The organism is Pseudomonas sp. B414 (assembly GCF_055408445.1).
Genome location: NZ_JBUZTQ010000005.1, coordinates 35,046 through 50,601, shown reverse-complemented (window position 1 = coordinate 50,601; position 15,556 = coordinate 35,046). Strand labels below are relative to the sequence as shown.

Below are 15,556 nucleotides of genomic sequence, written 5' to 3'. Positions count from 1 at the left end.
GTGTGACAAAAAAAAGCTTTTTTAGCGATTAAGCAGTTTATTTTTTTGAGTGACGAATAGCCTTGGCGAATGCCTGAAGCGCAGCTAAGGTTAGTTATTAACTGCCTGTTTCTACAGCACTTCGCAATCATCCCAACCCAGACCACTCTGTGCTGTCGCCTTGAGCAACCAGGGCAATGCGGTGCGCACCTTGTCCTGGGTATCGTGAAACGCAATCACCCCGTGGCGCCACAACAGCATCAGGGTCAAGACCCGTTGCGCTGACTGCTCGGCGCTCAGGCTGGCGGCCATGTCCTGGGCGTCGATATCCCACAATGCTACCTGCAAACCCTGCGCTTCAAAAAAAGCCCCGCTGTCTGGCCGGCGCTGCCCATAGGGCGGGCGAAACAGGGGTATATAGTTTTGCGGGACTACCTGCTTGACCAAGGCCGTGCTGCGCAGGATCGAGTCCTGCCAGGCCTGCCAGTGGCTGTGAGAGCGATATTCCCAGCCCTGCACACCCACGCACTGGCCCTTGTACAGCGCTTGCAGCGCCTGCGCGCCGCCTTTGTCGAGGCGCACCTGGACGCTTTTGCCCAGCACAAAAAACCTCGCGCTCAGGGACTGCTTGCGCAGGTAATCGGTCAGCCAGTCAGTGGTGCCCGGCAACTGGGTGGGGCCACTGTCGAAGCTCAGTGAAAACAGCCGGTCATGCATGGCCTCGCCGTTGCTTTCCTGCTCGCCGAACAGCTCGACTTCGCTGCTGATCTGCGGGAACAGCGCCGCCTTGCGCAGTTGCTCATCCAGATAACGCTGGTGAAACTCGCGGCCGGGTTCGGCCCAGGCGACGTAAAACGAGTCGTCGGCAATGGCAAACTTGCCGGCCTGCTCACGCAGGCTGTCCATGCCGTCGACGTAATAACAGAACGAGGCATCCTGATCGCAGCTCTGCTGGGCATAGTTGTAGTTGGCCAGTAGCCGTTGCCACATGCGTTTGCGCAGATTATCGATGGCATCCAGGTTGATGATTTTCAGGCCCAGGCGCTCTTTGAGGGCGCTTTCGTCCAGTGCTTCGCTGGCCAGCAGAGCATGGGCGAAGGCAAGGATTTCGGCCCGCGAAGCCACATCGAACAAGGCCGGGCTGATCAATTGCTCGGGCCAGGTGCTGCGATCCAGGGTTGCCGGTTCATTGGGTACCGCCTGCGCCCCCAGGCACACCAGCCAGGCCGAGAAAAAAACAGCAATGCGCACGGGTCGATCTCCTTGTGAAAACTGCTCGCACTATACCTGTGGCAGCGGACTTGCTCGCGATTCTGGCGAAGCGATCTGTCAGGTAAACCGCAGTGATGGCATCGCGAGCAAGCCCGCTGCCACAGGTTTTGCGCAATGCCTATCACCGCCATAGCTGGAGTCAAACCGGCCAACCCCCTAGAATCCCCCGACGCTAAAAGGAGACGACCCCATGCTGATGGTGATTTCACCCGCCAAAACCCTCGATTACGAGACGCCGCCGGCCACTGCGCGTTTCACCCAGCCGCAATACCTGGACCACTCCCAGGAACTGATCGAGCAATTGCGCGAACTAAGCCCGCAACAGATTGGCGAGCTGATGCATTTGTCCGACAAGCTTTCAGGCCTTAACGCAGCACGCTTCGGCAGCTGGACGCCCGCCTTTACCGCCGAAAATGCCAAGCAGGCCCTGCTGGCGTTCAAGGGCGATGTGTACACCGGCCTCAATGCCGTGGACTTCAGTGAAGCAGACTTTGACTACGCGCAAACCCATCTGCGCATGCTCTCGGGGCTGTACGGCCTGCTGCGCCCGCTGGACCTGATGATGCCCTATCGCCTGGAGATGGGCACCAAACTGGCCAATGCCCGTGGCAAGGACCTGTACGCGTTCTGGGGCACGCAGATCAGCGAGTGGCTCAATGAGGCCCTCGCCGCACAAGGTGATGACGTGTTGCTCAACCTGGCGTCCAACGAATACTTCTCGGCGGTGAAAAAACCGGCCCTGAACGCCCGCATCATCAATACCGAATTCAAGGACCTGAAAAACGGCCAGCACAAGATCATCAGCTTCTATGCGAAAAAAGCCCGCGGCATGATGAGCCGGTTTGTGATCAAGGAGCGCATCAACAACCCCGAGCACCTCAAGCAGTTTGATGCTCAGGGTTATCGCTTTAGCGCCGAGCAGTCCAAGCCGGATCTGCTGGTGTTTTTGCGCAACCATGCCCCGCAGTGACACAGCCCTATGACAGAGCAGGCGTAACAAGCCCACGGTGCAATCAATACGAGCTGCACCGTACCTTCAGGGCCTCTGAAGACCGTAATGGACCGTCATGTAATTGGAATAGTTCTGCATGCGGCCCTCCACAAAGGTGGCGGGCAGGGCATTGAATTTTTTCTCTTTACCCGGCTTCGTAAACAGCATGCCGCGGTATTTATCTTCTATTGAAAACAGTTGCTCAAACAGTGGCGATTTCCCGGATGGACTCTGAGCCGCTAGCATTACATCGAACGCTTTAATCGATCTTCTTCGATTGTCACTCACGCCGCCCACAATGCCTATTACCGGGAAGACCATCTCGCTATTAACTTTCAACGTAGCATCATCCAACCGGTATTGAGGCATGGCATCCCTGCCCGCTTGCTCTAGCGTGTCCCCGATCTCAAACGCCCCAACATCAGCGGTGTGCACCATCGGAAAGTTGACCCAAGGATCTACAATCACCAGTTTTTCATCGCTCATTTGACGGCGATCACCAATCACAACAAAATTATGATCAATACCCTTCGCAGCGACCTGAAACACAGGTTGTTCCGTTTTAGTACTGGCCAGCAGGCTGAAGGCTATTTCTGAATGCTCACCGCAATTGCCGGTACGACATTGAATATAAGCACTAGTACCCTGGTTAAATCGACGCTGCTGGATAAAATCCATGGGGTCCTTGCTTGAGCGCCACAAATCAACGAACTGATTGGGTGAGCCTTCAATCAACAAGGTTTTAGTGACCAGATTCGTCACATGCGCCTGCTTGAAGGATTTGTACATTTCCGAGTTCAGCTCCCGCACGTTACTGCTTGGCTTGACCTCGCCCCGACCGGCGTCATACACCTTCCGTGCTGGTTGTAACTGAGGTTCATCAACGCCAATGGCTTTTCTTTGCTCTTTGGTCAAATTGCTGACATCAATGCGCACGGCACCGTCGGTATCCACAAAGGTGATTGGATTATTACCAACAAACGCATAAAGATCAGGCCCGTCCCCATACCCGCCAGGATCAGGGTTTACCCATCGCTGTAGCCACGGTATGTAATAACGCAACCCGTAATAATAAAGCCCCGTCGCATCCCGTTCCTTGCCCGAATACCATAGCGTGCGATAACTGCTCTCGCTCGAATCCCCCGCCTCGTTGAACGCCGAGGTGCCAAACGGGTGGTAGGTTTCACGGCGGATAACCCTGGCCTGGCTGTCCAGTTCCAGGGTACTGGAGCCCAAGTGATCGCCAAGGGTGTAGCGATACTGACTATTGACCAGCCCTGAGGGCGGCGAATCTTTCCAGCACAATACCTGCACAGCATTGCGCCCGGCCTCAGCGTTGATGACATACAAGGTTTCGCCGCTGGCTTTGTTCATACGCACTTCAAGTCCCGGCAAGTAGCGAGTTTCGCTGGTTACTGTACGAACATTAGTTTGTACTGAACGGATTTTACGCAGGCGCAGGCCGTCACTGTCGTAGATGTAGTGCTCGCTGTCGTCAAGGCCCGACTCGCGTACCACCGGTCGAACCTCGCTCAACTGATTACGCAAATTCCAATTCATTACGCGGGTATTTTCCAGTAAGCGCAGGTTGCCGCACCCATCAAAACCCGCGGCAATATCCGCTTGTGTCGGGACCTGCCCATTGCGATCGGGCAGGCACCGATTGCTGTATTGCCCGGCTATCAGCAAGCGCCCATGACTTTGCGGCCCTTGGTGAATCAGTTGCAGCAGGTTGCCTCCAGCATCGTAGGCATAGGTTTGATGGTATGTTGCCACTGCTTGCGGATCTGTAATCTGGCCCGGCCCCTGGTTGGCACTCCCGGCTTCCCATCCCGTGGCACTGACCAGTTGGTAGAGGCTGTCGTAGACATAATGGCTGACCGGTTCAATACGCTGGTTGGCAAAGAAGCGGACCGGCAGCGCCTTGTCCTCGACACTCAGGATATTGCCTCTGGGGTCGTAGACATAATTCAAGTCCTGCAAGGCTTGCGGCTCAGTCAGGCTGGCGTACAGACGCATCAACCGGCCATCAGCAGGGTTGTATTCGAATCGGCTGACCACACCGTTGCCTGCGGTTTCCTCCGCGATCTGGCCCTGGGCGTTGTAATCCATGCTGTGCACCAGCACTTGATATCCAGCCCCATTGAGACGCAACCGAGCGCTACCCAACAGCCCGTCCACGGTGTAGTCAAACTGCCGTTCGTTGCCCTGGCCATCAATCAGGGCCACAACGTCTCCCTGGGCATTGAAACGCATCTGCGTGGTGGCTCCCGCTTGCGACTCAAGCAAGCCATCGCGCTCGCTCAGCGCTTGCGGCCAGTGCGGCGGCTCCAGCGCCTGCACAAAATGCTGGCACTGTTCCAGCAGCTCGCCCTGGATGCTGAAGTTCTTGAAGTGGCAGGTGCCTGCCGGGTCATCGCGACGAATCAACTGCCCATAGCGGTTATAAACAGCCGAGGCTTGATCTGCAGCACCATAAAGATAACGCGCAATACAGGTCTGGCTGGCATTGAGCGCCTGCTCAAATACAGCCACCGGGCGTAACAGCCCGTCGTACTCTAGCTGTTGCTGGCTGCCTCGCCCGTCCCAGCTGTGCAGGACCTGGCCAAGCTCACCGAGTAAATTGACCCGCAGTCCCGCATCGACGCTCAGAGAACGCAACAGCACTCCGGAGAGGGAAAACACATTCTCAAGATTGCTCGGAACGCCAGCCTCTTGCGAGCGCAGCGCCCACAGCCGCGGGTCCCACTGCGCGCAGGCTTTGCCCGTGGCATCAAACCCGACTCGATGGATTCGGGTTTCGGCCGTGGCGCTGCCATCGGTGCGGCAATAAGCGATCAGACGGACTGCCAGGCCACGGGGGTCCACAGCACTTAGTGCGGGGGTATGGCGATCAGGGGCTGGCATCACAGGTACTCTCTGACAGGTATTTATCGTCAGTTAATACCCAAGGCAAAGGCTCCACGACTGTCAACATTGACAGTCGCGACTAACGGCATGGCACTGGTTCAGGTAAGGTTGAGGTCTTATCGGCCCGAGGTCCTGCCATGTTTATCGGCGTCCTGCTTGTCATCACCTGGCTTGTCCTGTTGCTGCGCTACCCGGCCAAGGCTTTGCCGATTTCGCTGGCCGCCGTGCTGGGGCTGGCAATCGTGGCAGCGTCAGTGGCGTGGCTGGACAGTCGCGAAGCTCAGCAACTGGCACGCCTGGAGCTGCGCATCGTCTATGACCCCGCGCAGTGCCCGGCAGACCGCCCGCTGCAACTGACCCTGCAAAACCACAATGACGTACCTCTGCTCGAGCTTGGCTGGCGCGTCGCCGCCTATGCACCCGGCGACACGGTCAACCTGGCCGACAACCTCTACACGGCCCCGCGCTACCGCGGCCCCGGCGAACTGCAAGCCGGGGCCATCTGGCAGGACTGCCTGCCGATGCCGCCGCTGCGCGCCGGTTATCGCCCGCAAACCCTCGAGTTTCGCGCCGAACGCCTGCAAGGCAGTTTTTCCAACTAAGGATATTTTGATGCCCCGTGTTTTGATCACCGGTTGTTCCAGCGGTATTGGCCGTGCCATGGCCAATGCCTTCAAGGCAGCCGGTCATGACGTATGGGCCTGCGCCCGCAAGCCTGAAGACGTGGCCCGGCTGGCAGCCGCGGGATTTGATGCGGTGCAACTGGACGTCAATGACCCGCAGGCGCTGGCGCAACTGGTCGAGCGTCTGGAACAAGCTGGCGGCGGGCTGGATGTGTTGATCAATAACGCCGGTTACGGTGCCATGGGGCCGTTGCTCGATGGTGGCGTCGAAGGGTTGCAGCAGCAATTTGAAACCAATGTTTTTTCAGTGGTGGGTGTCACCCGCGCCCTGTTTGCAGCACTGCGTCGCAACCAAGGGCTGGTGGTCAATATCGGCAGTGTTTCCGGGGTATTGGTGACGCCGTTTGCCGGGGCCTATTGCGCCTCCAAGGCGGCAGTGCATGCATTGAGCGATGCCCTGCGCATGGAACTGGCGCCTTTTGCCATTCGCGTGCTGGAGGTGCAGCCAGGCGCCATAGATACCCACTTCGCCAACAACGCCAGCGCCCAGGCCGAACAGTTGATCACTGAGCACTCCGCCTGGTGGCCCATGCGTGACGGCATTCGTGCAAGAGCCAAAGCCTCGCAAGACAACCCCACACCGGCAACCGCCTTTGCAGAAGCGGTGCTCAAGGCTGTGCAGAAACCCAAACCGCCGATGTTATTGCGTTACGGTAATGGCAGCCGCGCCATGCCGCTGCTGGCTGCGCTAGTGCCGAGCGCGTTGCTGCAAAAAATCCTGATGAAGCGGTTCGGGTTGAATAAAACCTTTTGATGATCTGCGAATCTCTCTGTGGGAGCGGGCTTGCTCGCGATGCAGGCGATGCGGTCTTGCAGTCAAAGCGCGGTGATACCATCGCGAGCAAGCCCGCTCCCACAACAATCGATGCTCAGGCATGGATTTTCATAAAATCAATAAACACCCGCACCTTCAACGGCAAATGACGGGTGTCGGGGTACAGCGCGTAAACCCCCTGGCGGGTAAATTGCCAGCCGGGCAGCAAATGCACCAGGCGCCCGGCCTGCAAATCCTCTTCGATCAGCCAGTCCGGCAGAATCGCCACCCCCTGCCCGGTAAGAGCAAAAGCCTGCAGCACCGATGAGTTATCCGCCTTGATCCGCGCCTTGCCGGGGTTGGGCTGGTAAGGCCGCACCGCACCGCTGCTCAACTCGGTAATATTCAACTCCCCTACCCGGCCATGCTCCAGCCAGGGTGTTTGCTCAAGGGCTTGCACGCTGTTGATCGGTACAACGCTGGCGACGAACCCCGGTGAGGCCACGGGCAGAATCTCGAAGGTGCTCAACTGCACGGCGCGATGGCTCGAATCGAGCACACGGCCCAGGCGCAGAGCCACGTCAAAACGCTCGGAAATCAGGTCGGCATGGGTCGAGGAGGTCGACAAATGCACATCGAGTTCGGGGTGCAGACTGCGAAACAACTCCAGCGCAGGAACCACTTTGGCCAGGGCATACTCCACCGTGGTGGTGATGCGCAGCGTGCCCTTGAGTTCGGTGTGTTCACTACGGGCCTCGTCAATCGCCAGGCGGGCCGCCTCCAGCATGCTCAGGCAATGCACATAAAAGCGTTCGCCCGCCTCGGTCAGCGCCAGCCTTCGGGTATTGCGTGTCAGCAGGGTCACGCCCAGCTCGGCCTCAAGGCGCTTGATATTGAAGCTGACCACAGCACGGGTTTGCCCCAGCAAATCTGCGGCACCCGTCAGGGAACCGGCCTCAACCACCGCCTTGAAGGTGTCGAATCGATCGAGGCTGACCATCGTTAAACCTGCCTATTGTCAAAATATTTTTGACAATCTAGCAGCGAGCAGACGATTCCTCCAGCAGCAAAAGCTGCTTACTGTGCGGTCTCCGATCAAGGAGCCGATCATGGCCTACCGCAACAAAATCGCCCTGGTGTATTTGCTGGGCTATGCACTGGATCTGGTGAACATGTTCGCTGCTGCCATTGCCTACCCGCAAATCAGCCTGGAGCTGCACGCATCCGTCGCGCAACTGGCCTGGATCGGCAACGCCTATATGCTCGGCCTGACCGTGATTATTTTGCCCAGCGTATGGCTGGCGGCTGTGTTTGGCGAAAAGCGCCTGATCATGGCTTCACTGTTGTTGTTCAGCGTGGCGTCATGGTGCGTGGCACAGTCGGGTTCGATTGAAACCCTGATTGGCTGGCGTCTTTTGCAGGGGCTGGCGGGCGGGTTATTGATCCCGGTGGGGCAAGCCATGGTGTATCGGCACTTCCCCGTACGGGAACGTGCCCGCCTGACTTCGGTGATTTTGCTGGTGGCGCTGCTGGTGCCCGCGCTGTCGCCAGTATTGGGCGGCTGGGTGGTCGAAGCATGGTCATGGCGCTGGGTGTTTTACGCCAACCTGCCACTGGCGCTGCTTGCCCTGCTGCTGGCCGCACGCTGGTTTGCATCAGAGCCCCGCCCGGCTTCGCGCCCTGCGCTGAGTTATCAGAGTGTGACGGCGGGCGCCCTGACTATGGCGCGCTTGCTCAAAAGCCCGCTGCTGCGCGTCGGCATGCTGACCTATCTGTTTATCCCCGGCATTTTTATCGGCACCCAGCTGGTGAGCATTCTGTATCTGCATCAACTGGGCTTGAGCCCTGCGCAAACCGGCGCCTTGATGCTGCCGTGGGCGCTGGCATCGGCGCTGGGCATTTGCCTGAGCCGTTATCAATTTAACCGTGTCGGACCAAAGCCGTTGCTTTTGCTGGGCATGACGGCACAAGCCGTGGGTATTGGGTTGTTGATCCATATTGATGGTTCAAGCTCCTGGCTGCCAATCGCGCTGTACGGGCTGATGGGATTTGGCGGCAGCCTGTGCAGCAGCACGGCGCAAAATACCGCGTTTATTGATGTCTCTGCGCAGCATATGGGCCATGCCAGTGCGCTGTGGAATATCAACCGCCAGTTGAGCTTTTTGCTCGGCCCGGCCTTGATGATGGCCCTGTTTGGCGCTTTGACCCTGATCACCTCGACGCCCCACGCCTATGCCCTATGCTTTGCCATCGGTTGTGCATTGACGCTGGTGCCGCTCATTCCCGTTCTGCGCCTTGATACATCCCGCGTGCTGGCTTTGCTCGCACCTTTACCTGGAGATTCCGATGACTGACTACGCGAGCTACTTTGATCTGGTAAACGAAACCCACGTCGAAATTGAAGGCTGGTTTTCCGGCCTGGAGCCCGGCGTACTGCCGGTTTTGCTAGCGCGTTTTTCGCCGCAGTTTTCGATGATTACCCCCGGCGGCAAAGTGCTGGATCTCGACGGGGTAGAAACACTGTTTGAACAACTGCGCGGAGCGCGCCCTGGGTTGAAAATCACCCTCAGCGAGTTCAAGGGCATTGCCTTGCACGCAGGCGGTGCGGTGGTCAGCTACCGCGAGCTGCAAGAGGAACACAACGGCAACCGCACTGATCGCCGGGCCACCGTGGTATTTGAAAAAACCGCCGACGGCAAGGTGCTGTGGCGGCATTTGCATGAGACGTTTTGTGCGGATTGACAGGCAACAAGCCGGTACTTGAGATCGAAGTGCAACGGTAACGGTCATGACTGTGCGTTACCGCTGCAAGGCAAGGGGATCAAAAGTTGGATCGTGCTCCAGACCCTTGCTGGGGATTTGATGCTTGATCAAATGCTGCGGCATACAGGCGCCTGTTCATGGCGCTGTACCGACCGCTGGAAACGAGCGACTCGGGGGCTATGGGCGAATCGTTCAGTGCCGCGAAATGCGCGTCCACAGGTAACCTGTTAATTGCCATTGAAGGCATAGAAGTCTGCGCAGGAATAACTGCATATCTGATTGCTGTATCCGTCAGTTGCGCATATTGCATCTGCGTTTGTGCTTCACTCTGTTTCATCAGCTGCCCCGCTTTTTTTGCGATATGCCCCCCTGCAGAGAGAAGCGGGTGTCTGCTGTACGAAGCCAGGTCCCCTGCAATTTGTATAGTATTGGCAACTGCACTCCGTCTCTGTGCCAGTACCGCAGGATCCTCCACAGGACTGTTAAAAATAACAGACATTGGGCCCATTATCTTGCTTGTATTTCCCTCACCCACGACATTACTCAACACTCCCGACATAGCCTCTCCAGCGTGATACAACACTGGCCCCGAGGGAGCTGCCGTTCTGGTTCGGGCTGCTGCAATGACATGAGCTTGATGAGTATTGCCAAGCGCCTGGCCATGTCGAGCATTCAGTTCTTCGAGTGCCACGGGAATTTCACGGCGATAGGCTTGGGTGCTCGGATCTTCGCTGTCCGCAAAAAAATTACGTATCGCCTGCATACCTGCTGCCTGCAGAGGACGAACAGCGCCCTGCTCGGAAAGCTCGTGATAGCGCCGGTCTTTCGTACCCTGCCCCTCACCATGCACCGGCATGAGTCCATCCAGATCACTGTAGTAAATTGGGTTATTGCGCAGGGCTCTATACAGGTTTAATCCATCGATTAAGCCACCAGGATCAGGATTTATCCAGCGCCAACCCATCGCGAAGTACCTAAAGCCGTAGTAGTAAAGCCCAGTTGCATCTCGCTCCTTACCCGAATAGCGCAAAGTCCGGTAAGTCACCTCGCTCGAATCACCTCGCTCACTAAACGCCGTAGTGCCAAACGGATGATAAAGCTCACGACTAATAATCCGGCCCTCACTGTCCAGCTCCAAGGTGAAAGAGCCCAGGTGGTCGGCAAGTGTGTAGCGGTATTGTTCATCTACCGAATTCTTCGCCAGCGGTGTTTCCCACTTCAGCACCTGCACCGAATTGCGCGCTGCGCGGGCACTGATTACGTTCAGCGTTTCCCCCGTGGCCTTGCTCAATCGAATTTCCAGCCCCGGTAAATAACGGGTTTCGTTAATCACCTGACGGGAATTTGTTAGCGTTAAACGTATTTTTCGCTGGCGCATACCGTCAGCGCCATAACGGTAGCTCTCACTATCATCAAGGCCCGACTCACGCTCTACAGGCCTGACTTCACTCAACTGGTTGCGCAAGTTCCAATTCAGCGTCCGACCTTTATCCAATGCGCGCAAATTACCGTTTTCATCAAACCCTGCGGCGATATCTGCCTTAGTCGGCGCGATCCCATTGTTATCGGGCAGGCAACGATTGCTGTACTTACCCGCAGTCAGCACGCGCCCATGGCTTTGCGGCCCTTGATGGGTCAACTCCAGCAAATTCCCACCGGCGTCGTAACGGTAGGTCTGACGGTAATTGGCCACCGCTTGTGGGTCTTCAATCTGATCAGGGCCTTGGTTGCTGCTCCCTGACTCCCACCCCGTAGCTTCGATGAGTTGATAAAGACTGTCATAGGTGTAGTGATTAATCGGCTCGATAAGCTGGTTGGCAAAGAAGCGTACCGGGAGAGCCTTGTCCTCGATACTGAGAATGTTGCCCACCGGGTCGTACAGGTAGTTCAGGTCCTGCAAGGCTTCCTGCTGTGGTCGGCTGGCCCGCAGGCGTCTGAGTCGATCGTCCTGAGGTGAATAGTCGAAGCTGCTGATCACCCCGTTACCGGCAGTCTGTTGCTGAGTTTGGCCGCCAGCATTGTAGTGAATGCTGCTGACCACAACCCTGGCCGTTGATGCGCCTGCAAGCAGCAGCCGCGCCTCACGCAACTGACCGTCCACGGTGTGATCAAACTGCTGCTGATTGCCCTTGGCATCGGTTTGCAGCACGACAGCGCCCAAAGGACAGCAACGAGACACCGTTGTGTACCCCGCCCCTGTCTCAAGAAGCTGGTCGCGTTCACTCTCTGACGCAGGCCAATTAGGCGATTCCAGTGCCTGCAAAAAGTGCTGATTTTGCTCAATAAGCTCGCCCGTTATGCCGAACTCATTAAAATGCTTGGTACCAGCCGGGTCATCGTGGCGGATCAATTGTCCGTACTGGTTGTGGTCGATACAGACTGGATCTACAGAGCCATAGCTATAACGCTCAGTACACGATACCGGGGCATTTGACTCATGCTCAAAAATCGCCAAGGGGCGCAGCAAGGTGTCGTACTGAATATATTGCTGACTACCTCGCCCATCCCAGCTGTGCAGGAGCTGCCCCATTTCACCCGGCAGGCTTATTCGCAGGCCTGCATCAACACTCAAGGATCTCAAGGGAATGCCTGTCAGCGTGTAAAGGTGCTCGACATTGGCCGGTGTCGAGGCATCACTGCCATGCAGTACCCACAACCGCGGGTCCCACTGTGCAACCTCTCGCCCCGCCTCGTCGTACTCGGTTCGATTGATACGAACCTCAGCATCTGTCTCGATGGCAGAGCGGCAATAAGCGATTGAACGAACGACCAACCCACGCGGATCGATAGCCGCTAACGTTGGCGTATGAATGTGAATATTCATAATCAAGAGCCTCGACTAATCTTGATTAGAGTAGATACGCGAGTCAGCGACTTGCCTACTGTCAGAAATGACAGAGTTAACTTATGGCGGGCTGCCAAGTGGCCCAGGACTGACGCCAGGTCAGTCCACTTTGCCCTGCTCCACAATCACGGTACAGGTCGTACCCGCCGCCAGCAGGAAGCCATCCGGAATCTCGTCAATGTGGATACGCACCGGCACCCGCTGCGCCAGGCGCACCCAGTTGAAAGTCGGGTTCACGTCCGCCACCAATTCACGGCTCTCGGGGTTGTCGCGGTCGTAGATACCCCGCGAGATGCTTTCCACATGGCCCTTCAATACTTCGCCGCTCATCATCTGCAGGTCGGCCTTGTCGCCCACGCGGATATGCGGCAGCTTGGTTTCTTCAAAGAAGCCATACACCCAGAACGAATCCTGGTCGATCACGGCCATTTTCGGATCACCCACCCGCGCGTAGTCACCACGATGCACATTGAGGTTGGTCACATAACCATCGACCGTAGCCAGCACCTTGGTACGTTTCAGGTCCAGTTGCGCAGCGTCCAGCTGGGCCAGGGCATGCTGGTAGTCGGCCAGGGCCGAGTCAGCGATATTGCTGGCGTCGTCACGGTTCTCGCGGGAGATCACCAGGTTGTCCATATCGGCCCGGCGATGGGCATTGACCTTGCGCATTTCCCAGGTCGCCTTGCGCGATGCCACCAGGGACTGCGCCTGCTTGACCACAATTTGGTAATGCTCAGGGTCGACTTCCAGCAGTACGTCGCCCTTTTTCACTAACTGGTTGTCCTTGACCGGCACCCCGACCACATAACCATTAACGTCGGCGGCAACGTTGATGATATCGGCCCGCACCCGTCCATCACGGGTCCACGGGGTATTCATGTAGTGCTCCCAGAGGGTGCGGCCGATCCATATGGCGAGGGCCAGAACCAGCAAGGTAGCGAGCAGGCTGAAAAACTTTTTCATCGGATCGGTCTCAACGGTAAACAGTGAGCGCCATGGCGCCAAATAGACAGGCAAACAGGCTCAGACGCAGCAGCGCCGGGTGCCAGAAGAAGCGGTACAGGTCATAGCCGGAAAACAGTCGGTCAAAGCCCCATGCCAACCCCGCCGCGATAAAAAACATCAGGGTCATGGTGGGCATGTAGACACCATGGAAGGCGATTTCACGAGGCATGTTCTAGTCCTTGCGGCTGGGCATAAATGGCTAGCGGCGATTGCGGGTCGAGCAGTGAGGTGCGGATAAAGTGCAGGTAGCTTTGCACCCGGACCAAGGCCGAGGTGTCGAAGTTGCGGGCAAACGGCTCATCGGTGGATTGCACCCGGCTGATGGCGTGATCGACGGCAATCAACGCCCGTTCCAGGTTGCTTTCGCTGGGGGCAATAAACAGCCGCACCAGTGCCCGGCCCATAACCCGGATGGCTTGGCGCCATGGCTGGGCCTCGGCGTATGCCGGGTGCACCGGCAAAATCGCCTGTTCCTTACGCAACTCGATAATCGCGTGGCCGACTTCCAGCACCACAAACATCCAGCGCAGCAGCTCGCGCTGCACCTGCGGCTTGCCCGCGGCCAGGCCATAGGCCTGGTGCATCAGGTCGCGGGTACGGCTTTCCAGGCTGGAACTCAAACCGCGCAACTTGCCGCTGATGGCGTACACCACTTGCTCGCGCAAGTCCTGCTCCAGACGGCTCCACAACCAGCGACTGTTGGGCGGCAGGATGATCGCGCCAGCCGCGGCGCAGACCAGCATGCCCAGCACCATCGCAATGTAGTCATTGATAAACTGGTACGGGTTGTAGAGGGTCAGGTTGTCAGGGACCGAGCCGGTGCTGAAAAAGATCAGCAGGCCCAGCCCCACACCGGCGTAGTTGGCCCGTGAGGTGAGGAACGAACCCAGCACGATCACCGGCGCCAGCACCAGGCACAACAGCGGGAAGCCGTCGATATGCGGCAGCACGAAGAACATCTCGACAAAGCCGATCAACGCCCCGAGGAATGTGCCGCAAGCCATCTGAAAGGCCATGCGCTTGGGGTTAGGCGTGGCCGCCGACAAACCGACAGTGGCGGCGGCAATCAAGGTCATCATGGCGCCGCTGGGCCAGGCCGTCATCACCCAGTAGGTACCGAGCACGGCCAGGATAAATGCCGCCCGAATCCCCGAAGCTGCCGCTGACCACCAGTTGGTTTGCGAGATAAACGGCTGGTCCCAGCGCTCGCGTTCGTGGGTATGGTCGGCCAGCGAGGCGTGGGTCAGTGCGTAGTTATGCAGGTCGTCGACAAAACGAAACAGCAGTTCGTACGCAGTGTTGAAATCGAGAAAGTCCGAGGGGCTGGGTTCACTCTCCAGAAACTTCACCCGCAGCGCACGCACATGCCCCGGCAGGCTTGCCTTGAAGGCATCCAGCTGCTCGGCCAGCAAGGCCGCGTCTTTATCGGTCAACGGGCGACCGGTATAGATATCGAGCAACTGTGAGAGTATTTCCAGCTCGGGTTCGATGGCCGACACCACGTCCACCACCCCACGGCTGCGCAGGCGCGCAAGCAACTGGTGCAGGGCATTGAAGCGCGTGGTAATGGCCATGAACTCGCTATTCAAACGGCTCAGGCGACCACTGCGCCGACGCATGTGCGGGTCTTCAAATACCGTAACGCTGCGCATGCCTTCCAGGCCCACGCTTTCACCGATAAAACGCACATTGCTGGCTTCATAGGCTTCCAGGGTGGACTGGCCACGCAAGCCCTGAGCAACAAAGCCGGCAAATACACCAAAGCGTTTATACAGCGCGTCATGCATCGCCGCGCCAGCGGTCTTGGGCAGAATAGCGGCACTGACCACGGTTGCGCAGAGAATGCCCAGGGAGATCTCCAGCACTCGCCACACCGCAGCCATAAAGGCACCGTCGGGGTGTGCCAGTGCGGGCAGACCAACCATTGCAGCGGTGTAGCCGGCCAGGACAAAGCCATAGGCGCGAAAGTTACGGCAACGGGCCGCACCGGCCGAGCAGATGCCCACCCAGATCGCCATCGCGCCGAGAAACAACACCGTGTTTTGCGCAAACAGGGCGATCAGCGCGACCATCACCGCCGAGCCGGTCAGGGTGCCCAAAAACCGGTAAAAGCTTTTGGCGAACACCTGACCGCTTTGCGGTTGCATCACGATAAAGACGGTGATCATCGCGGTACGCGGTTGTGGCAGCTCAAGACGCATGGCCAGCCACAGGGTCAAAAACGCGGCGACCAGCACTTTGAAAATATGCACCCAGGTCACGCCATCGCTGCGTGCCCAGTCATAAAAGCCACGGCGCCATTCCAGGGAATACAGCCAGCGTACCGGGGCGGGCAAGTGGTTCATCTACAGGCT

At 57.8% G+C, this 15,556-nt stretch carries 12 protein-coding genes; 5 read left to right on the top strand and 7 right to left on the bottom strand.

The window, feature by feature from the left end; all coding sequences use genetic code 11:
• Window positions 1–111 precede the first annotated feature (111 nt).
• A complete protein-coding gene (locus tag ACZRMH_RS06175; protein WP_464012648.1) occupies window positions 112–1,230 on the bottom strand; it encodes a polysaccharide deacetylase family protein in 1,119 nt (372 codons plus the stop codon).
• Between the two features lie 211 nt (window positions 1,231–1,441).
• On the opposite strand from ACZRMH_RS06175, the gene yaaA reads away from it, so the two are divergent.
• Window positions 1,442–2,221, top strand: coding sequence for a peroxide stress protein YaaA (gene yaaA / locus ACZRMH_RS06170; protein ID WP_464012647.1), 780 nt, complete (start codon window positions 1,442–1,444; stop codon window positions 2,219–2,221).
• A gap of 66 nt (window positions 2,222–2,287) precedes the next feature.
• Here yaaA and ACZRMH_RS06165 read toward each other — a convergent pair whose 3' ends face one another.
• Window positions 2,288–4,777 (bottom strand): RHS repeat domain-containing protein, encoded by a 2,490-nt coding sequence (locus ACZRMH_RS06165; RefSeq protein WP_464012646.1) that lies wholly within the window; start codon window positions 4,775–4,777, stop codon window positions 2,288–2,290.
• Window positions 4,778–5,289: 512 nt separating this feature from the next.
• Between ACZRMH_RS06165 and ACZRMH_RS06160 the strand changes: the two genes are divergently transcribed.
• Both ACZRMH_RS06160 and ACZRMH_RS06155 read left to right on the top strand, forming a co-directional pair.
• A complete protein-coding gene (locus ACZRMH_RS06160; RefSeq protein WP_464012645.1) occupies window positions 5,290–5,754 on the top strand; it encodes a multidrug transporter in 465 nt (154 codons plus the stop codon).
• Window positions 5,755–5,764: 10 nt separating this feature from the next.
• A complete protein-coding gene (locus ACZRMH_RS06155; protein WP_464012644.1) occupies window positions 5,765–6,589 on the top strand; it encodes an SDR family oxidoreductase in 825 nt (274 codons plus the stop codon).
• Window positions 6,590–6,704: 115 nt separating this feature from the next.
• Here the strand turns inward: ACZRMH_RS06155 and ACZRMH_RS06150 are convergent, their stop codons facing one another.
• Entirely contained in the window at window positions 6,705–7,589 is an 885-nt protein-coding gene (locus ACZRMH_RS06150; protein ID WP_464012643.1) for a LysR family transcriptional regulator, read from the bottom strand.
• A gap of 109 nt (window positions 7,590–7,698) precedes the next feature.
• Here ACZRMH_RS06150 and ACZRMH_RS06145 point away from each other — a divergent pair, with 109 nt between their 5' ends.
• Window positions 7,699–8,943 (top strand): MFS transporter, encoded by a 1,245-nt coding sequence (locus tag ACZRMH_RS06145; RefSeq protein WP_464012642.1) that lies wholly within the window; start codon window positions 7,699–7,701, stop codon window positions 8,941–8,943.
• Window positions 8,936–9,331, top strand: a complete 396-nt coding sequence (locus tag ACZRMH_RS06140; protein WP_321834468.1) for a DUF4440 domain-containing protein — start codon at window positions 8,936–8,938, stop codon at window positions 9,329–9,331. The genes ACZRMH_RS06145 and ACZRMH_RS06140 overlap by 8 nt, the downstream gene beginning before the upstream one ends.
• A 79-nt stretch (window positions 9,332–9,410) precedes the next feature.
• Here ACZRMH_RS06140 and ACZRMH_RS06135 read toward each other — a convergent pair whose 3' ends face one another.
• From ACZRMH_RS06135 to ACZRMH_RS06120, 4 genes are all read right to left on the bottom strand, one after another.
• Window positions 9,411–12,176 (bottom strand): RHS repeat domain-containing protein, encoded by a 2,766-nt coding sequence (locus ACZRMH_RS06135; protein ID WP_464012641.1) that lies wholly within the window; start codon window positions 12,174–12,176, stop codon window positions 9,411–9,413.
• 120 nt (window positions 12,177–12,296) lie between these two features.
• Window positions 12,297–13,160, bottom strand: a complete 864-nt coding sequence (locus ACZRMH_RS06130; protein ID WP_464012640.1) for an efflux RND transporter periplasmic adaptor subunit — start codon at window positions 13,158–13,160, stop codon at window positions 12,297–12,299.
• A 10-nt stretch (window positions 13,161–13,170) separates the two neighbouring features.
• Window positions 13,171–13,371: a DUF1656 domain-containing protein gene (locus ACZRMH_RS06125; protein WP_016781859.1), complete on the bottom strand. Its 201-nt coding sequence runs from the start codon at window positions 13,369–13,371 to the stop codon at window positions 13,171–13,173.
• Window positions 13,361–15,547: an FUSC family protein gene (locus tag ACZRMH_RS06120; protein WP_464012639.1), complete on the bottom strand. Its 2,187-nt coding sequence runs from the start codon at window positions 15,545–15,547 to the stop codon at window positions 13,361–13,363. Before ACZRMH_RS06120 ends, ACZRMH_RS06125 begins: the two co-directional genes overlap by 11 nt.
• Window positions 15,548–15,556 lie beyond the last annotated feature (9 nt).